The organism is Achromobacter colocynthidis (assembly GCF_057334535.1).
On sequence record NZ_JBHFIZ010000038.1, the window covers coordinates 164009 to 178370 of the forward strand.

General features: G+C 64.4%; 15 protein-coding genes. 9 read left to right on the forward strand and 6 right to left on the reverse strand.

Annotated elements, in window-relative coordinates:
* Nucleotides 1-35 precede the first annotated feature (35 nt).
* Nucleotides 36-1745 (reverse strand): ShlB/FhaC/HecB family hemolysin secretion/activation protein, encoded by a 1710-nt coding sequence (locus ACE04A_RS24860; RefSeq protein ID WP_448718342.1) that lies wholly within the window; start codon nucleotides 1743-1745, stop codon nucleotides 36-38.
* A gap of 379 nt (nucleotides 1746-2124) precedes the next feature.
* Between ACE04A_RS24860 and rimO the strand changes: the two genes are divergently transcribed.
* Nucleotides 2125-3441, forward strand: a complete 1317-nt coding sequence (gene rimO / locus ACE04A_RS24865; protein ID WP_100853968.1) for a 30S ribosomal protein S12 methylthiotransferase RimO — start codon at nucleotides 2125-2127, stop codon at nucleotides 3439-3441.
* Between the two features lie 103 nt (nucleotides 3442-3544).
* On the opposite strand, the gene ACE04A_RS24870 is transcribed toward rimO, so the two are convergent.
* Complete coding sequence (locus ACE04A_RS24870; protein ID WP_259250936.1) at nucleotides 3545-4096, reverse strand: ferritin-like domain-containing protein; 552 nt, start codon at nucleotides 4094-4096, stop codon at nucleotides 3545-3547.
* A gap of 231 nt (nucleotides 4097-4327) precedes the next feature.
* Here ACE04A_RS24870 and ACE04A_RS24875 point away from each other — a divergent pair, with 231 nt between their 5' ends.
* Genes ACE04A_RS24875 through ACE04A_RS24895 form a run of 5 tightly spaced genes read left to right on the forward strand, consistent with a single transcriptional unit; the run spans nucleotide 4328 to nucleotide 7379 of the window.
* Nucleotides 4328-4915: an LOG family protein gene (locus ACE04A_RS24875; RefSeq protein ID WP_259250937.1), complete on the forward strand. Its 588-nt coding sequence runs from the start codon at nucleotides 4328-4330 to the stop codon at nucleotides 4913-4915.
* A 26-nt stretch (nucleotides 4916-4941) separates the two neighbouring features.
* Complete coding sequence (locus ACE04A_RS24880) at nucleotides 4942-5526, forward strand: hypothetical protein (protein ID WP_404976386.1); 585 nt, start codon at nucleotides 4942-4944, stop codon at nucleotides 5524-5526.
* Between the two features lie 32 nt (nucleotides 5527-5558).
* Nucleotides 5559-6185, forward strand: a complete 627-nt coding sequence (locus ACE04A_RS24885) for an HAD hydrolase-like protein (protein ID WP_259250939.1) — start codon at nucleotides 5559-5561, stop codon at nucleotides 6183-6185.
* Nucleotides 6186-6206: 21 nt separating this feature from the next.
* On the forward strand, nucleotides 6207-6833 hold the full coding sequence (locus ACE04A_RS24890; RefSeq protein ID WP_268080676.1) for a pyridoxamine 5'-phosphate oxidase family protein: 627 nt from the start codon (nucleotides 6207-6209) through the stop codon (nucleotides 6831-6833).
* 24 nt (nucleotides 6834-6857) lie between these two features.
* Nucleotides 6858-7379, forward strand: a complete 522-nt coding sequence (locus ACE04A_RS24895; RefSeq protein WP_100853963.1) for a class IV adenylate cyclase — start codon at nucleotides 6858-6860, stop codon at nucleotides 7377-7379.
* Between the two features lie 4 nt (nucleotides 7380-7383).
* Here the strand turns inward: ACE04A_RS24895 and fmt are convergent, their stop codons facing one another.
* The gene (gene fmt, locus ACE04A_RS24900) at nucleotides 7384-8325 is read right to left on the reverse strand and encodes a methionyl-tRNA formyltransferase (RefSeq protein WP_485820637.1); all 942 of its coding nucleotides are present in this window, start codon (nucleotides 8323-8325) and stop codon (nucleotides 7384-7386) included.
* Between the two features lie 33 nt (nucleotides 8326-8358).
* Nucleotides 8359-8871 carry a peptide deformylase gene (def, locus tag ACE04A_RS24905; protein ID WP_448718341.1) on the reverse strand — a complete coding sequence of 171 codons (513 nt, stop codon included), beginning with the start codon at nucleotides 8869-8871 and terminating at the stop codon, nucleotides 8359-8361.
* A gap of 287 nt (nucleotides 8872-9158) precedes the next feature.
* On the opposite strand from def, the gene dprA reads away from it, so the two are divergent.
* From dprA to ACE04A_RS24920, 3 genes are all read left to right on the forward strand, one after another.
* Nucleotides 9159-10271 carry a DNA-processing protein DprA gene (dprA, locus tag ACE04A_RS24910; RefSeq protein WP_485820638.1) on the forward strand — a complete coding sequence of 371 codons (1113 nt, stop codon included), beginning with the start codon at nucleotides 9159-9161 and terminating at the stop codon, nucleotides 10269-10271.
* 151 nt (nucleotides 10272-10422) lie between these two features.
* Complete coding sequence (locus tag ACE04A_RS24915) at nucleotides 10423-11331, forward strand: hydroxymethylglutaryl-CoA lyase (RefSeq protein WP_259250945.1); 909 nt, start codon at nucleotides 10423-10425, stop codon at nucleotides 11329-11331.
* Nucleotides 11328-11801, forward strand: a complete 474-nt coding sequence (locus ACE04A_RS24920; protein WP_259250946.1) for a hypothetical protein — start codon at nucleotides 11328-11330, stop codon at nucleotides 11799-11801. Before ACE04A_RS24915 ends, ACE04A_RS24920 begins: the two co-directional genes overlap by 4 nt.
* Before the next feature lie 37 nt (nucleotides 11802-11838).
* On the opposite strand, the gene ACE04A_RS24925 is transcribed toward ACE04A_RS24920, so the two are convergent.
* Both ACE04A_RS24925 and ACE04A_RS24930 read right to left on the reverse strand, forming a co-directional pair.
* The gene (locus ACE04A_RS24925; RefSeq protein WP_100853957.1) at nucleotides 11839-12855 is read right to left on the reverse strand and encodes an amino acid ABC transporter substrate-binding protein; all 1017 of its coding nucleotides are present in this window, start codon (nucleotides 12853-12855) and stop codon (nucleotides 11839-11841) included.
* A gap of 151 nt (nucleotides 12856-13006) precedes the next feature.
* On the reverse strand, nucleotides 13007-14248 hold the full coding sequence (locus ACE04A_RS24930) for an aminotransferase-like domain-containing protein (protein WP_448718339.1): 1242 nt from the start codon (nucleotides 14246-14248) through the stop codon (nucleotides 13007-13009).
* Between the last annotated feature and the right edge of the window lie 114 nt (nucleotides 14249-14362).

The window sequence follows — 14362 nt, forward strand, 5'->3', positions numbered from 1 at the left end:
TCTATCAAGAAGGCTGGCGGCGCAAGACCGCCGGGTCAGAACTCGAACATCAGTGCGGCCGCGAAAACGGTGGATGCGGTTTTCAAGGGCTCGGGCTTTTTCAGCGGCCAGCCGGCGGATAGGTCGTAACTGGCATCCACGTAAGGGATGGCGAGCCTGCCGCGCAGTCCGGCCACCGCCCCCACCAAGGTGCGCCCGGTCAGCCATTGCGCCGATTCGCCCCCCACGCGGCCCGCGTCCACGCCCGCATACAGTTGATGGCCCGGCACGCCCAGCATGTTTTCCAGCCCCAGCGACAGGTCATTGCGCAGGGTCCAGCCGTCTTCCGCGGCCAGCGTCATCTGGCCGTCGAAACCACGTACCGCGTAACGATTGCCGATGGTGAAGTAGTCCGATGGCACGACTGCCGTTTTTGCGTGTTGGATCTGCCAGTTCACTTGGTAGGCCCAAGGCTGGTCCGCCAGTTGGAATGGCAGGTAAAGGCCGGCATTGGCCGCCACAATCGTGCTGCGGCCATCCCAATCGGGTTTGCCGTACACGTAGCCAGGCTGGTCGGACATTCCTGTCAGCGTGCCACGCACGCCTGCTCCGATGTCCAGCACGGCGCGCCCCAGGTAATGGCGGTGCCCGAAGCTGAAGTCGTAACCCGTGACGTCGCGCCGCTGGACTTCAATAGGGACGTCGTTCAAGGTGCTGCCGACACGCTTGCGCAGCATCGCCAGGGTTGCCGTGCCCTTGTAGTCGGTGCCGCGATAGGGCACCACCGACACGCCCGCCTGCAACTGCTTGGTGGTGCCGCCATAGACGATGGGCTCGTCAAACCCGGCCACGGCTTGACGATAGGTGGATTTGCTTGCGCCCGCGAACAGCGCCCAGTAGCCGAAGGGAATGCTGTAGTTGATGGATGCCGCCCGCGTGTTCGAGTCCGCGTCGCGCCAGCGCGCATTGCTGTTCCACGACACCGACAACTGGTCGTAAAGGAACAATGGGGAATCCAGCGTCAGCCCGGCGTTGACTTGATATTTGCCGATGGCGTCCAGGCCGCCGTTATCGCCGCCCACATAGCCATGCCAGCGTTTGCCCGTGCCGGGGCGAAGAACGATGTCGGAGTCGCCAAGTTCCGGGCCGGGTCCCACGTCGATGGCCGCGTCAGCCTGGCCGCGAAGCCGCCGAATGTTCTCCAGCGCCTGGTCCAGATCGCGCTGGTTCAACGCACCGCCGGGGCCGGTCGGCAACGCGGTACGCCACCAACCGACCGCACCATCGTCCTGCACGCCGGAGATGCGGCCTGGCAGGTAGCGCAAGGTCAGGATGCCCGCGGCCAGGGACTGCTCGGGTACGACAACGCGCGCGGTCACCTGGCCGCCGCTGATCAGTCGTTCAATCAAGTGATCCTGCAAGACGCGCAGGCCTTGCCCGCCAACGCAATGGCCGATGACGGCGCTGGCTGCGTCCGCCAGTACCGCGGGCGGCGTCGCGCCCTCCCAAGCCAGTTCGCGCATCACGAAGCAAGGCGTTTCGACGGGCAGATCCAGCTTGGTCCTGCCCGACTCCGCGCCAGAAGACATGACGTCGGGGCGCTCAGCCGAACGGGCGCGCTGAACGTCCAGCTCTTGCTCAAGCCTGCGTTCAATTTCGGAGGGAAGCACAGCCGCCTCGGGCAGGCTTTGTGCGACGGATACGGTGGGTAAGGCTCCTGCCACCAACAGGCTTGCGATGACACGCCAGCGCCAAAAGGAATTCATAACGGGTCGGCGCCCGCAGCGTGTGCGCGGAGCGATCTATCTCACAGAACTGAATGAGGCGGCAGTCTGTCGTGAAAGATCGTTAACAACAATACTAATTTGGCATCGGCAAGCAAAATCTGATTTTTACTAATATTTGAACGCTGTTTGGAAGGACTTAACGAAATAAGGCGAGTTTTGCCAAATCAGCCACTCGGTCTGAGTGGCGAAATGGGTCGAGGGTATCGGCCTTTTATGCCGCGTTCGTCTGGCACCGGCACTTCATTCAGAACCGGCCGGCGCAGCCCGTTTGCCCCTAAAATAACGGCCCCCGCTCTGCCGCGCTAAAATTGCGCAGATTTTGATCATTGGCGCCGGCTCGCGCCCACCGAGGTATTCCATGTCTTCCCCCAAAGTCGGCTTCGTCAGCCTGGGCTGTCCTAAAGCCCTGGTCGACTCCGAACGCATCCTGACCCAACTGCGCACCGAAGGGTACGAAGTCACGCCCGAGTACAACGATGCGGACGTCGTCGTCGTCAACACCTGTGGATTCATCGACAGCGCCAAGGCCGAATCGCTTGAAGCCATTGGCGAGGCGTTGGCCGAGAACGGCAAGGTCATCGTCACCGGCTGTATGGGCGTTGAGGAATCGGTGATTCGCAAGGTGCACCCCAGCGTGCTCGCGGTGACCGGTCCCCAGCAGTATGAAGAGGTGGTGCGCGCCGTGCATGACGCCGCGCCGCCCAAGAAGGACCACAACCCCTATCTGGATCTGGTGCCGCCGCAAGGCATCAAGCTGACGCCGCGCCACTACGCCTATCTGAAGATCTCGGAAGGCTGTAATCACCGTTGCAGCTTCTGCATCATCCCGTCGATGCGCGGCGACCTGGTCAGCCGCCCCGTGGGCGATGTGCTGAGCGAGGCCGAACGCCTGGTCAAGGCTGGCGTGAAGGAACTGCTGGTGATCTCGCAGGACACCAGTGCGTATGGCGTGGATGTGAAGTACCGCAGTGGCTTCTGGAACGGTCGCCCGGTCAAGACGCGCATGACGGAGCTCTGTCTGGCCTTGTCCGAAATGGGCGTCTGGACGCGCCTGCACTATGTGTACCCGTACCCGCACGTGGACGAAGTGATTCCGCTGATGGCCGAGGGCAAGATCCTGCCGTACCTGGACATTCCGTTCCAGCACGCCAGCCCGCGCATTCTTAAAGCCATGAAGCGCCCGGCGTTCGAAGACAAGACGCTGGCGCGCATCAAGCGTTGGCGCGAGATCTGCCCCGACCTGACCATCCGCTCCACCTTCATCGTGGGCTTTCCCGGCGAGACCGAGGAAGACTTCCAGTACCTGTTGGACTGGATGCAGGAAGCGCAGCTGGATCGCGTGGGCTGTTTCCAGTATTCGCCGGTGGAAGGCGCGCCCGCGAACCTGCTGGACAACCCCGTGCCCGACGAGGTCAAGCAAGACCGCTGGGAACGCTTCATGGAATTGCAGCAGGGCATTTCGACCGCGCGCCTGGCCCGCAAGGTGGGCCGCGAGATCGACGTGCTGATCGATGAAGTGGACGAAGACGGCGCCATTGGCCGCAGCAGCGCCGACGCGCCTGAGATCGACGGCTGTGTGTACGTCAGTTCGGAAAAAACGCTGAAAGCGGGCGACCTGGTGCGTGTGCGCGTCACCGAATCAGACGAATACGACCTCTGGGGCGAGGCGATCTGAATCTGATAAAGCAGGGGCGCGCCGCCAGCCTTGGCGGTGCGCCCCTCTTGGTTTGATCGCGCCCGCCAGGCAGACGCCATCGCCGCGCGATGCGGCTGCTTGTTTACAGGAAATCCGCCAGATCGTCGGCGTGTTCCTCTTCCACCGCCAGGATCTCTTCCAGCATCCGGCGCGTGGTGGAATCCTGATCACCGATGTATTCGATCATCTGACGATAGCTGTCGATGGCGATACGTTCGGCGATCAAGTTTTCCTTGATCATGTCTTGCAGGCTTTTGCCTTCGACATATTCCGAATGGCTGCGCTCCAGGATGCCCTTGGGCGACAGGTTCGGCTCGCCACCCAACTGCACGATGCGCTCGGCCAGACGGTCGGCGTGTTCCTGTTCCTGCGTGGCGTGTTCGGCGAATTCCGCGGCCACCGGTTCGGCGTTCAAGCCACGGGCCATGAAGTAGTGGCGCTTGTAGCGCAGCACACAGACGATTTCCGTGGCCAACGCTTCGTTCAGCAGTTTCAGCACGGTTTCGCGGTCTGCGCGATAGGTGTCCGTGACGGCGCCGGACTCGATGTCTTGGCGTGCCTTGGCGCGGATCGCCTTCACGTCCATGTCGAATGGGCGGCTGGCCTTCTGGGGGGTTCGGGTTGCTTGTTCCATATCGTTCGCTCCTCTAGTTAGTGAAAGCCCTACGACGCTGGATTTCCAGTCGTACCGAACGACTCAGTCTACCGATCACAGCGGAACTTGCTGTGTCCAAACATTGCTCCTGCCACCAATTTGCACTGGCTGGAGCCCCCCAAACGCGCCCGCTGACCTTCTCGTAAACTATCGACTTCCCGGAACGCCCGTGACGCAATCTGTAACGGGCCCGGCCATCTTGAACCTGTTATGAACCTGAAGAACATCTGCGTGTATTGCGGCTCGAATCCCGGCTCGCGCCCGGACTACATCGAGCAGGCCCGCGTGCTGGCCCGCGAATTGGTCAAGCGCGACCTGGGGCTGGTGTACGGCGGATCTGTCGTCGGCATCATGGGCGTGGTGGCCAACGAGGTGCTCGCCGCCGGCGGCCGCGTCATCGGCGTGATCCCCGAACTGCTGCAGAAAAAGGAACAGGCGCACCGTGGCCTGACCGAATTGCACCTGGTGCAGAACATGCACGAGCGCAAGGCGATGATGATCGAGAAGTCAGACGGCTTCATCGCCCTGCCTGGCGGCGCCGGCACGCTTGAAGAGTTTTTTGAAGTCTGGACCTGGGCGCAATTGAACATGCACCAGAAGCCCTGCGGCCTGTTGAATATCGCGGGGTATTACGATGCGCTGGTGCAGTTCGTGGACCACGCCGTCGAAGAAGCCTTCATCCGCCCCCAGCATCGCGACATGCTGGTCGTGGAAGAAGACCCCGCCCTGCTGCTGGATCGCTACGCCATCTACGAGCCGCCCAACGTCTCGAAGTGGTTCGATCCCATCACGGCCTGATGTCCCACACCCACACACTTGAGACCATGACGGAAGCCCTAGCAATGTCCTCCGATTCGTTGTCCCCCTCCAGCACGGAGTCCGTGTTGCGTGCGTATTTTCACGCCAAGGACGAGAACCGCCCCCACCACATGGCGCGCGCATTCGCCCCCGACGCCGTGCTGAAAATGGCCCTGCGCACGCAGGCCATCGCGTTTCCGCCCGAATCCCACGGCTTGGCGGCAATAGCCGACACGCTGGTCCGCAAGTTCGGGCAAACCTACGAAAACGTCTACACGTTCTACCTGTCGCGACCCGCGGCCGACGCGCGGCTGCCCGACTACCAGTGCGACTGGATCGTCGGCATGACCGAAAAGGCCACAGGCAATGTGCGCGTGGGCTGTGGCCGGTACGACTGGAAGTTTCAGCCGGAGCCCTATCGCGCGACCGACCTCACCATCACCATCGAAACCATGGTCACGCTGCCGGCGGCTGACATGCCCGCCGTGTTCGGCTGGCTGCTGGGCCTGGATTACCCCTGGACCAACGCCGCCCGTGTCGTAGCCAGCGCGCCGCCGCTTGAAGCCCTGGCGCCGGTGGTGCACTATTTGCTTCACCCCAACGGCTTGTAGCGCCGCCGCAAGCCGGCAAACGGATTGATTACTTGAAATACGACATCGCTGCATTCGACTTCGACGGAACCTTGGCGGACACCATGCCTTGGTTCAATTCCATTCTGAACACGGTGGCCGACAAATACGGCTTTCGCAAGATCGACTTGTCCGAACGCGAAAACCTGCGCCATCGCGAAGCCTCTGAAATCCTGAAGTACCTGGGCATTCCGCTGTGGAAGTTGCCGGCCATCATGACGCACGTGCGCACGCTGATGCAGGACATCGACCCCAGCGTGCACCTGTTCGACGGCATCCCCGATATGCTCGCGCAATTGAAGGCCGGTGGGATGCGCCTGGCGGTGATCAGTTCGAACTCCATTGAAAACGTGCAGCGCGTGCTGGGCGCCGACACCGCCGCGCTGTTTGACGACTATGAATGCGGCACCGACCTGTTCGGCAAGGCCGCCAAGATCGACCGCTTGATGCGGCGCCATGAAGTGGCCCCCGAACGCTTCCTGCTGGTGGGCGACGAAATGCGCGACATCGACGCCGCCCGCAAGGCCGGCGTGCGCGTCGGGTCGGTCGCCTGGGGCTATAACCACATGGACGCCCTCCGCGAACGCAAGCCCGACGAACTCTTTACAGCCGTTGCCGACCTGCCCGCCATCCTGGCCTGACCCCGCCCACCGGAACCCGCCATGCACACCGACCCCGCTCATCTCGTCACCGACCCCGCCGCGCTGCAAGCGCTGTACGGGGAGCCTGGCGAGGCTTCGTTGAAGAAGGAAGTGGACCATGTGCATCCGCACTACCGCGCCTTCATCGAAGCGGCGCCTTTCGCGATGCTGGCGACCTGCGGGCCGGATGGCTTGGATGCATCGCCGCGCGGCGACCCCGCCGGCTTCGTGGTGGTTGAAGACGAAAAGACGCTGTTGCTGCCTGACCGCCGTGGCAACAACCGCATGGACAGCCTGCTGAACGTGCTGGCCGATCCCCGCGTGGCGCTGCTGTTCCTGGTGCCGGGCGTGGGCGAAACGTTGCGGGTGAACGGCACGGCGCGCATCAGCGTCGACCCGGCCCTGCTGGAACGCTTTGCCATGGACGGCAAGCTGCCGCGCTCGGTGCTGATCATCGATGTGCAAACCGTGTACTTCCAATGCTCGCGCGCCCTGCTGCGCTCGCGCCTGTGGGACCCGGCCACGCAAGTGCCGCGCAGCGCGCTGCCCAGCACCGGCCGCATCCTGTCGGACCTGACGGCCGGCACCTTCGACGGCGTGGCTTACGACCGCGACCTGCCCGCGCGCGTTGCGGGCACCTTGTACTGATATCGGCCCCGGGGGTCCGCACACATGGCACGCAACGTCGAAATCAAGGCCCGTGTCGATAGCATCGCCGCGCTGGAACCCCTGGCCGCCGCGCTATCAGGGCAAGAGCCCGCGTCCCTGGAACAAGACGACACCTTCTTCACCTGCACCCATGGCCGCCTGAAGCTGCGCGCGTTTGCCGACGGCACGGGCGAACTGATTTTCTACCGCCGTGCCGACGACACCGGCCCCAAAGAAAGCTTCTACTCAATCTCCCCCACGGAATCACCCGACACCCTGCGCGAGACCCTGACGCTGGCCTATGGCGCCATCGGCCGCGTGAAAAAACACCGTGTGGTGTTCATGGCCGGACGCACCCGCATCCATCTGGACCGGGTCGAGGGCCTGGGGGAATTCCTGGAACTGGAAGTGGTGCTGCGCGACGGCGAAAGCACCGACGCCGGCATGGAAGAAGCCCGCACCTTGATGGCCGGGCTGGGGGTAGCGCCCACGCAATTGGTGGCGGGCGCCTACCTGGACTTGCTGGCCGGCAGCCGCCAGCCCTGAGGGTTCAGGCCGGCTGCCAGCCGCGCATGAACACATCCACCGGCTGGCGCTTGCCGCCCGCCTTCTGCAATTCCAGCAAGCGCAGCACGCCCGCGCCGGTGGCGATGTCGATACCGTTCGCGTCAGCGCGCAACACGCTGCCGGGCTCGGCCGTCACGGCCATATCCAGCGCCTGCGCGCGCCACACCTTGACCGGATCGGGCAGGCCGGCCAGGCGGATGCTGGCACCGGGCACGGGGTTGAAGGCGCGCACGCGGCGCGCCAGCAATTCGGCGGGCTGGGTGCAGTCCAGCGCGGCTTCGGCCTTGTCCAGCTTGGCGGCGTAGGTCACGCCGTCTTCGGGTTGCTTGCGCGGGGTCAGGCCGCCTTGAGCCAAGGCGTTCAGCGCATCCACAATGGCTTCGCCCCCTGCCAGCGCTAAGGCGTCGTGCAATTGCGCGGCGTTGGTATCGGCGGAAATGGGCACCACGCGCTCAAGCAGCATGTCGCCGGTATCCAGGCCTTGATCCATCTGCATGATGGTCACGCCCGTTTGTGTGTCGCCTGCTTCAATGGCGCGCTGGAGCGGCGCCGCGCCGCGCCAGCGCGGCAGCAGGCTGGCGTGGATGTTCAGGCAGCCCAGGCGCGGCAGGTCCAGCACCCATTGCGGCAGGATCAGGCCATAGGCGGCCACCACCATCACGTCGGGCGCCACCTGCTCCAGCAGCGCGCGCGCCTCGGCGGCCTCGTCGGGGTAGCGGCCATCCAGGCGCAGGCTGCGCGGCTGGGCAACGGGAATACCGGCATCCAGCGCGGCCTGCTTGACCGGGCTGGGCGTCAGCTTCAGGCCACGCCCGGCGGGACGATCGGGTTGGGTCATCACCAGGGCAATCTCGTGACCCGCGGCCCGCAAGGCGTCGAAAGCGATACGGGCGAATTCCGGCGTGCCGGCAAAAACTAGGCGCATGGGGATGTCAGACCAAAGAGTGGAAAACGGGAATCAGTCGCGCAGCGCTTCGCGCTCGGCCTTCTTCAGCTTGGTCTTGATGCGGTTCTGCTTGAGGTTGGACAGGTATTCAACGAAGACCTTGCCTTCCAGGTGGTCCAGCTCGTGCTGCACGCACACGGCCAGCAGGCCGTCGGCGTCGAACTCGAAGGGTTTGCCGTTGATATCCAGCGCCTTGCAGCGGATACGCGAGGCGCGTTCGACCTCGTCGTAGACGCCCGGCACGGACAGGCAGCCTTCTTCGTAGACCTTGTGGTCATCGCTGCGCCAGGTGATCTCGGGGTTGATCAGCGTGAGCAGTTCATTGCTGTCCTCGGACACGTCGATCACGACCACGCGCTCATGCACGTCGACCTGGGTTGCGGCCAGGCCGACACCCGGCGCGTCGTACATGGTTTCGGCCATGTCGCGCACCAGTTGACGAATGCGGTCGTCGACTTCGGCTACCGGCTTGGCCTTTTTATGCAAGCGCGGGTCCGGGTAGCGAAGGATAGGAAGTAAAGCCATTGAAAGGGGATCGCCAGTAATTGATGCTTGGGCAAGAGTTTAATTCATTAGAGTCTTGATTTCTAATAGTTTTCGGCTAAGTCCGGCATTGCAGGATTGCTGCGTCCCCGCTTGTTGATGAGGCGGGTCCGCCCCCTTTTCAACGGCGATCCAGGATCCTGGCCAGACCCACCACCGTTGCATCACACGGCCCCTGCCTGGACGCTTTCATCCCTGCCCCGCCGACGCGCATCGCGCCTTGCATGCGACACTTGCCCACCCTGGTTGCCCACCTACCTGCCCGCCTCATGCCGCTTACGCATACTGTTGACGAACTGTCCGCCTGGTTGCGGCTGTCCCTGGAGCCCAATGTGGGTTCCGCCACCGCCTGTACGCTGCTGAGCGCGCTCGGCCTGCCCGAGCAGATTTACGCGCAGCGCGCCACCGCCCTGGCCCGGCACTTGCCCGACGCGCTGGCGCGCCAACTGGCCGCGCCCATGCCGGCCGACATGGCGGCCCTGGTGGAAGGGGCGCTGCAATGGGTGCAAGGCCCTGACCGCTACATCCTGACGCTGGCCGACCCGGCTTATCCGCAGAATCTCTTGACCATCGCCGACCCGCCCATCCTGCTGTACGTGGTGGGTAATCCGCAGTTCCTGCAAGGGCCCTCCCTGGCGGTCGTGGGCGCGCGTAACGCCACGCCGGGCGGCCAGGAGAACGCACGCGCATTTGCCCGACATCTGGCCGGACATGGCTGGCGGGTGGTCAGCGGCCTGGCGCTGGGCATCGACGCCGCGGCGCACGAAGGCGCGCTGGACGCGGGGGCCGATGGCGCGGGCACCGTCGCCGTCATGGGTACCGGCATCGACCGCATCTACCCCGCGCGTCACCGTGATCTGGCGCACCGCATCGCCGCACGCGGCGCGCTGGTGTCTGAATTTCCCTTGGGCACGGGCGCCCTGCCGCCGCACTTTCCCAAGCGCAACCGCATCGTGGCGGGCCTGGCGCGCGGCGTGCTGGTGGTGGAAGCCGCCAAGCAAAGCGGGTCGCTCATCACCGCGCGGCTGGCCGGCGAAAGCGGGCGCGAGGTCTTCGCCATTCCCGGCTCGATCCATTCGCCCTTGTCGCGCGGCTGCCATGCTCTGATCCGCCAAGGCGCCAAGCTGGTGGAAACAGCCGCCGACATTACCGACGAACTCGGCGGCGGCCCCCCGCCCCCCGCGCGCCGTGTGACGCCGCCCGCCCCCGCATTGCCCAGCCACCCCGTGCTGGAGGCGCTGGGCTTTGATCCGCTGCACCTGGACGCCATCCAGGTCCGCTCGGGGCTGGCCGTTGGCGACCTGCAGGCGCAATTGGTGGAACTGGAATTGCAGGGCCGCATCGCTCGCCTGGATGATGGGCGGTACCACCGGCTGACCTAGGAGCCGGTGCGCGGGCTCTCAACCCACGTACCTTGCGCGCGGCTCATAGACACATCACCCGCTTGGGCAGCGCGCGTTCCGATGGCGCTAATATTGACGATGGCGCCGCAGCCTTGCGCGCCGCGTCACCCAAATCGAACCAGGAAGAGACATGGCTTTGCCCTCCCGCGTGAAGATCGTCGAAGTGTCGCCCCGCGACGGTCTGCAGAATGAAAAGGAATTCGTGCCGACCGAGATCAAGGTCGAGCTGATCAACCGCCTGTCGGCCGCGGGCTTCCCCAATGTGGAAGCCGCGTCGTTCGTGTCACCCAAGTGGGTGCCGCAGATGGCCGATGGCGCCGACGTCATGGCGCGCATCGAGCGCCGTCCGGGCACCATCTATTCGGTGCTGACGCCCAACATGAAGGGCTTTGAAGGCGCGCTGGCCGCCGGCGCGGACGAAATCGTCATCTTCGGCGCCGCCAGCGAAGCGTTCTCGCAAAAGAACATCAACTGCTCCATCGCCGAATCCATCGCCCGCTTCGAACCCGTGGTGCAAGCCGCGCGCGAAGCCGGCATCCGCGTGCGCGGCAGCATCAGTTGCGCGCTGGGCTGTCCGTATCAGGGCGAGGTCCCGGTCGAGGCCGTGGTGGACGTGGCGCAGCGCTACCTGGCCATGCAGGTCGATGAGATCGACGTGGCCGACACCATCGGCGTGGGCACGCCGCAGCGTGTGCGCGACGTGATGGCGGCAGTCACCCGCGTGGTTGACCCGGCGCGCGTGTCCGGCCATTTCCACGACACCTACGGCCAGGCGCTGGCCAACATTCTGGCGGCGCTGGAAACCGACATTTCCATCTTCCATACGTCGGTCGCAGGCCTGGGCGGCTGCCCCTACGCCAAGGGCGCCACCGGCAACGTCGCCACCGAAGACGTGCTGTACATGCTGCGCGGCCTGAACATCGACACGGGCGTGGACTTCGACGCCGTGGTCGATATCGGCCAATGGATGTCGGCCCACCTGAACCGCAAGGGTTCCAGCCGCGCGGGCAATGCCATCGCGGCCAAACGGGCCGCATGAACCAGCCCGGCCCTGCCCCGTCTTTGGAAGACCGCGCGGCATTGCTGCGCGAGATCGGGCCGTTGCCCTTGTCGGGGCAGGCGTGGCCGGATTGGGTAAGGATTTTGGCCTGGGTCATCCTGGCCGTGCTGGGCGTGCAGGTGGTCACCACCGCCATCCGCGCCCCCGCGCAGCCCTTCGACACCCTGCTGGCCGTCGTGGTGGTGCTGTGCTTTGTGGGGCTGCTGTTCGTGTCCTGGCACATGCAGGTGTCGATCACCACGATCGACGAGCGCGGGCTGCGCCAGTCGTGGTTCACCCGCCGGGAAGTCGCGTGGGAAGACGTGCGCTACGCCCGCTTCGTCCCGATGCTGTTTTCAAAACGGCTGGTGATCTTCACGCACCGGGGCCGGCCTGTGATTCTTCAGGGCGGCACCCGGGAACTGCGCACCGCTTTCGTGAAGATCGCGCAGTTGTACCGACAGGGGTGACGGGCGGCGCTGCGCTAGCGGCAGCGCCATCGGACGATCAACGGATCGGCAGCGCGTACATCAAACCACCCTGCGTCCACTGCGCATTCAGGCCACGCTTGATCTTCAACGGGCTGCCTTCTCCCACGTTGCGCTCAAAGCTTTCGCCGTAATTGCCCACTTGCTTGACGATGTTGTAGGCCCACTTTTCGTCCAGACCCAGATTGGCGCCGCTGCCCGGCGTCACACCCAGAATGCGCTTGATGTTGGGGTTGGCGCTTTTGGCCTGCTCGTCCACGTTCTTGGACGTCACGCCGTATTCCTCGGCTTCGATCATGGCCGACAGCGACCAACGCACGATGTTCAGCCACTTATCGTCGCCCTGGCGCACGAAGGGCCCCAGCGGTTCTTTGGAGATGATCTCGGGCAACACCAGGTAATCGTCGGGATTTTGCAGCTTGGAAATGCGGATCGATGCCAGGCCCGACGCATCGGTCGAAAACACATCGCAACGGCCCGTGGCAAAAGCGTTGACCACTTCGTTGAACGTTTCGATCACAACCGGCTTGTAGGTGACGTTGTTGGCGCGCGCCCAATCGGCCAGCGTGTTTTCGTTGGACGTGCCCGTTTGCAGGCAGATGGTGGCGCCGCTGATTTCCTTGGCGCTTTTCACGCCCAGCGACTTCGGCACCAGAAAACCCTGGCCGTCGTAGAAGTTGATGCCGGCGTGGATGATGCCCAGCGCGGTATCGCGCTGCTGCGTCACGGTGGTGTTGCGCGTCAGCACGTCCACTTCGCCCGATTGCAGCGCGGTGAAACGCTGCTGCGAATTCAAGGGCACGATTTTGATCTTGTTGGCGTCGCCGAAGACCGCCGCAGCAATCGCGCGGCATACGTCTACGTCCAGCCCCTGCCATTTGCCTTGCGCATCGGGCGCCGAAAAGCCGGCAAAGCCCGTGGTGGTGCCGCAGGCCACGGCGCCGCGCTCGCGCACGACGTCCAACGTTGCCGCCTGCGCACCTTGCGCCGCTGCCATCAAGAGCGCCGCGCCCACCAACCCTTTTGCAATGTTCATGACCTGGTTCCTGTTTTTACCGGGCGCGGGGACGCGCCGAGGCAAGAAGCTTATAGACATGAAGCGCCTGCGCCAAATAACAAGCGCTTATTAAGGTATGTGCGCGGCGGCTCGCAAGCGAGCGCAGCTTTGCCGCGACGCGGTTATGCCGTCACGCCGCCAGCGAAATCGACACGGGCTCGTTGGCTTGGCAGGCATCCAACGCGCGGCCCAGGCGCACCATGCCCTGGGCGATCTGGCCTTCGTTCATGGTGGCGAACGACATGCGCATGGCGAACAGGTCGGCCTGTTCGGCGTTGGCATAGAACGCCTTGCCCGGCACATAGACCACTTCGTGCTCGATGGCGTAGGGCAACAGGCGGGTCGCGTCCACATCGCCCGTCAAGCGCGCCCAGAAGAACATGCCGCCTTCGGGCTTGCTGAAGCTGACACGGCCGTCCAGCTCGCGGGCCAAGGCCTCGGCCATGGCGTCGCAGCGCAAGCCATAGGCGGCGCGTATGCGCGGTACGTGTTCGTCGTAGCGGCCGTTGGCCAGGTACTGCGCCACCACTTCCTGGATCCATGCGGATGACGCCATGTCGTCGGCAGCCTTGGCACTGACGCAGCGGCGGCGGATTTCGGGCGGCGCAATCAGCCAGCCGATACGCAGCGCCGGCGCCATGGTCTTGGACATGCTGGCCAGGTACACGGCCCAGTGACGGGCTTCGCCCTCTGCCAGGGCCGCGATGGGCGGCACCGCTTCGCCGGCAAAGCGCAGTTCGCTGTAGGGGTCGTCTTCCACGATCAGGAAGCGGTGCTTGACGGCCAGTTCCAGCAAACGCAGGCGGCGCTGGCGCGAGATCGTTGCGCCGCAGGGGTTCGAGAACGACGCCACCACGCAGACCATCTTGGGTTTGACGCGCGCGGCCAGTTCGTCCAGCGCATCCACGTCGATGCCATCCGGGCCCGAGGCAACGGTATGCACCGTGGCGCCGGTGTAGCGCAAGGCCTGCACGGAATTGGGGAACGCGGGCGATTCGATGATGGCGTGGTCGCCGGGTTGCAGCATCACGCGGGTCAGCAGCGCCAGGGCCTGCTGCGAGCCGCCCGTCACGACAAGTTCGGTGTCGGCGTTGCATTGCAGGCCGCGCGCGGCCGTCAAACGGGCCAATTCGTTGCGCAGGCTGACCTGGCCGTCAATGTTGGAATACTGCAAGCAGGCGCCCAGCCGCGACATGACCTGGGTGGACGCGATGGATAGACCCTCGACGTCGAACAGTTCTTGCGCGGGGTAGCCGCCCGCCAGCGAAATCGTGCCCGGCCGCAAGGCATACGGCATGAGCGATCGGATGGGGGATGCGGGGGGATTCAGGAACGGCGTGGCAAAGGCGTATTCAGGCGCTGCGCTGGACATGGCGGGGAGACTGGGAAGGGGAAGAACCGTGTCGCCTGCTGGGGCGGCGCCGGAGGGCATAGAACATTGAAATATAAACAAATCTCTGCAAATTCTAAGCCTGCGGATTACGCA

What these genes read in the sequence shown, in the direction of transcription:
- ACE04A_RS24860 (WP_448718342.1), bottom strand. Translation starts at nt 1,745, where the DNA reads ATGAATTCCTTTTGGCGCTGGCGTGTCATCGCAAGCCTGTTGGTGGCA.
- rimO (WP_100853968.1), top strand. Translation starts at nt 2,125, where the DNA reads ATGTCTTCCCCCAAAGTCGGCTTCGTCAGCCTGGGCTGTCCTAAAGCC.
- ACE04A_RS24870 (WP_259250936.1), bottom strand. Translation starts at nt 4,096, where the DNA reads ATGGAACAAGCAACCCGAACCCCCCAGAAGGCCAGCCGCCCATTCGAC.
- ACE04A_RS24875 (WP_259250937.1), top strand. Translation starts at nt 4,328, where the DNA reads ATGAACCTGAAGAACATCTGCGTGTATTGCGGCTCGAATCCCGGCTCG.
- ACE04A_RS24880 (WP_404976386.1), top strand. Translation starts at nt 4,942, where the DNA reads ATGACGGAAGCCCTAGCAATGTCCTCCGATTCGTTGTCCCCCTCCAGC.
- ACE04A_RS24890 (WP_268080676.1), top strand. Translation starts at nt 6,207, where the DNA reads ATGCACACCGACCCCGCTCATCTCGTCACCGACCCCGCCGCGCTGCAA.
- ACE04A_RS24895 (WP_100853963.1), top strand. Translation starts at nt 6,858, where the DNA reads ATGGCACGCAACGTCGAAATCAAGGCCCGTGTCGATAGCATCGCCGCG.
- fmt (WP_485820637.1), bottom strand. Translation starts at nt 8,325, where the DNA reads ATGCGCCTAGTTTTTGCCGGCACGCCGGAATTCGCCCGTATCGCTTTC.
- def (WP_448718341.1), bottom strand. Translation starts at nt 8,871, where the DNA reads ATGGCTTTACTTCCTATCCTTCGCTACCCGGACCCGCGCTTGCATAAA.
- dprA (WP_485820638.1), top strand. Translation starts at nt 9,159, where the DNA reads ATGCCGCTTACGCATACTGTTGACGAACTGTCCGCCTGGTTGCGGCTG.
- ACE04A_RS24915 (WP_259250945.1), top strand. Translation starts at nt 10,423, where the DNA reads ATGGCTTTGCCCTCCCGCGTGAAGATCGTCGAAGTGTCGCCCCGCGAC.
- ACE04A_RS24920 (WP_259250946.1), top strand. Translation starts at nt 11,328, where the DNA reads ATGAACCAGCCCGGCCCTGCCCCGTCTTTGGAAGACCGCGCGGCATTG.
- ACE04A_RS24925 (WP_100853957.1), bottom strand. Translation starts at nt 12,855, where the DNA reads ATGAACATTGCAAAAGGGTTGGTGGGCGCGGCGCTCTTGATGGCAGCG.
- ACE04A_RS24930 (WP_448718339.1), bottom strand. Translation starts at nt 14,248, where the DNA reads ATGTCCAGCGCAGCGCCTGAATACGCCTTTGCCACGCCGTTCCTGAAT.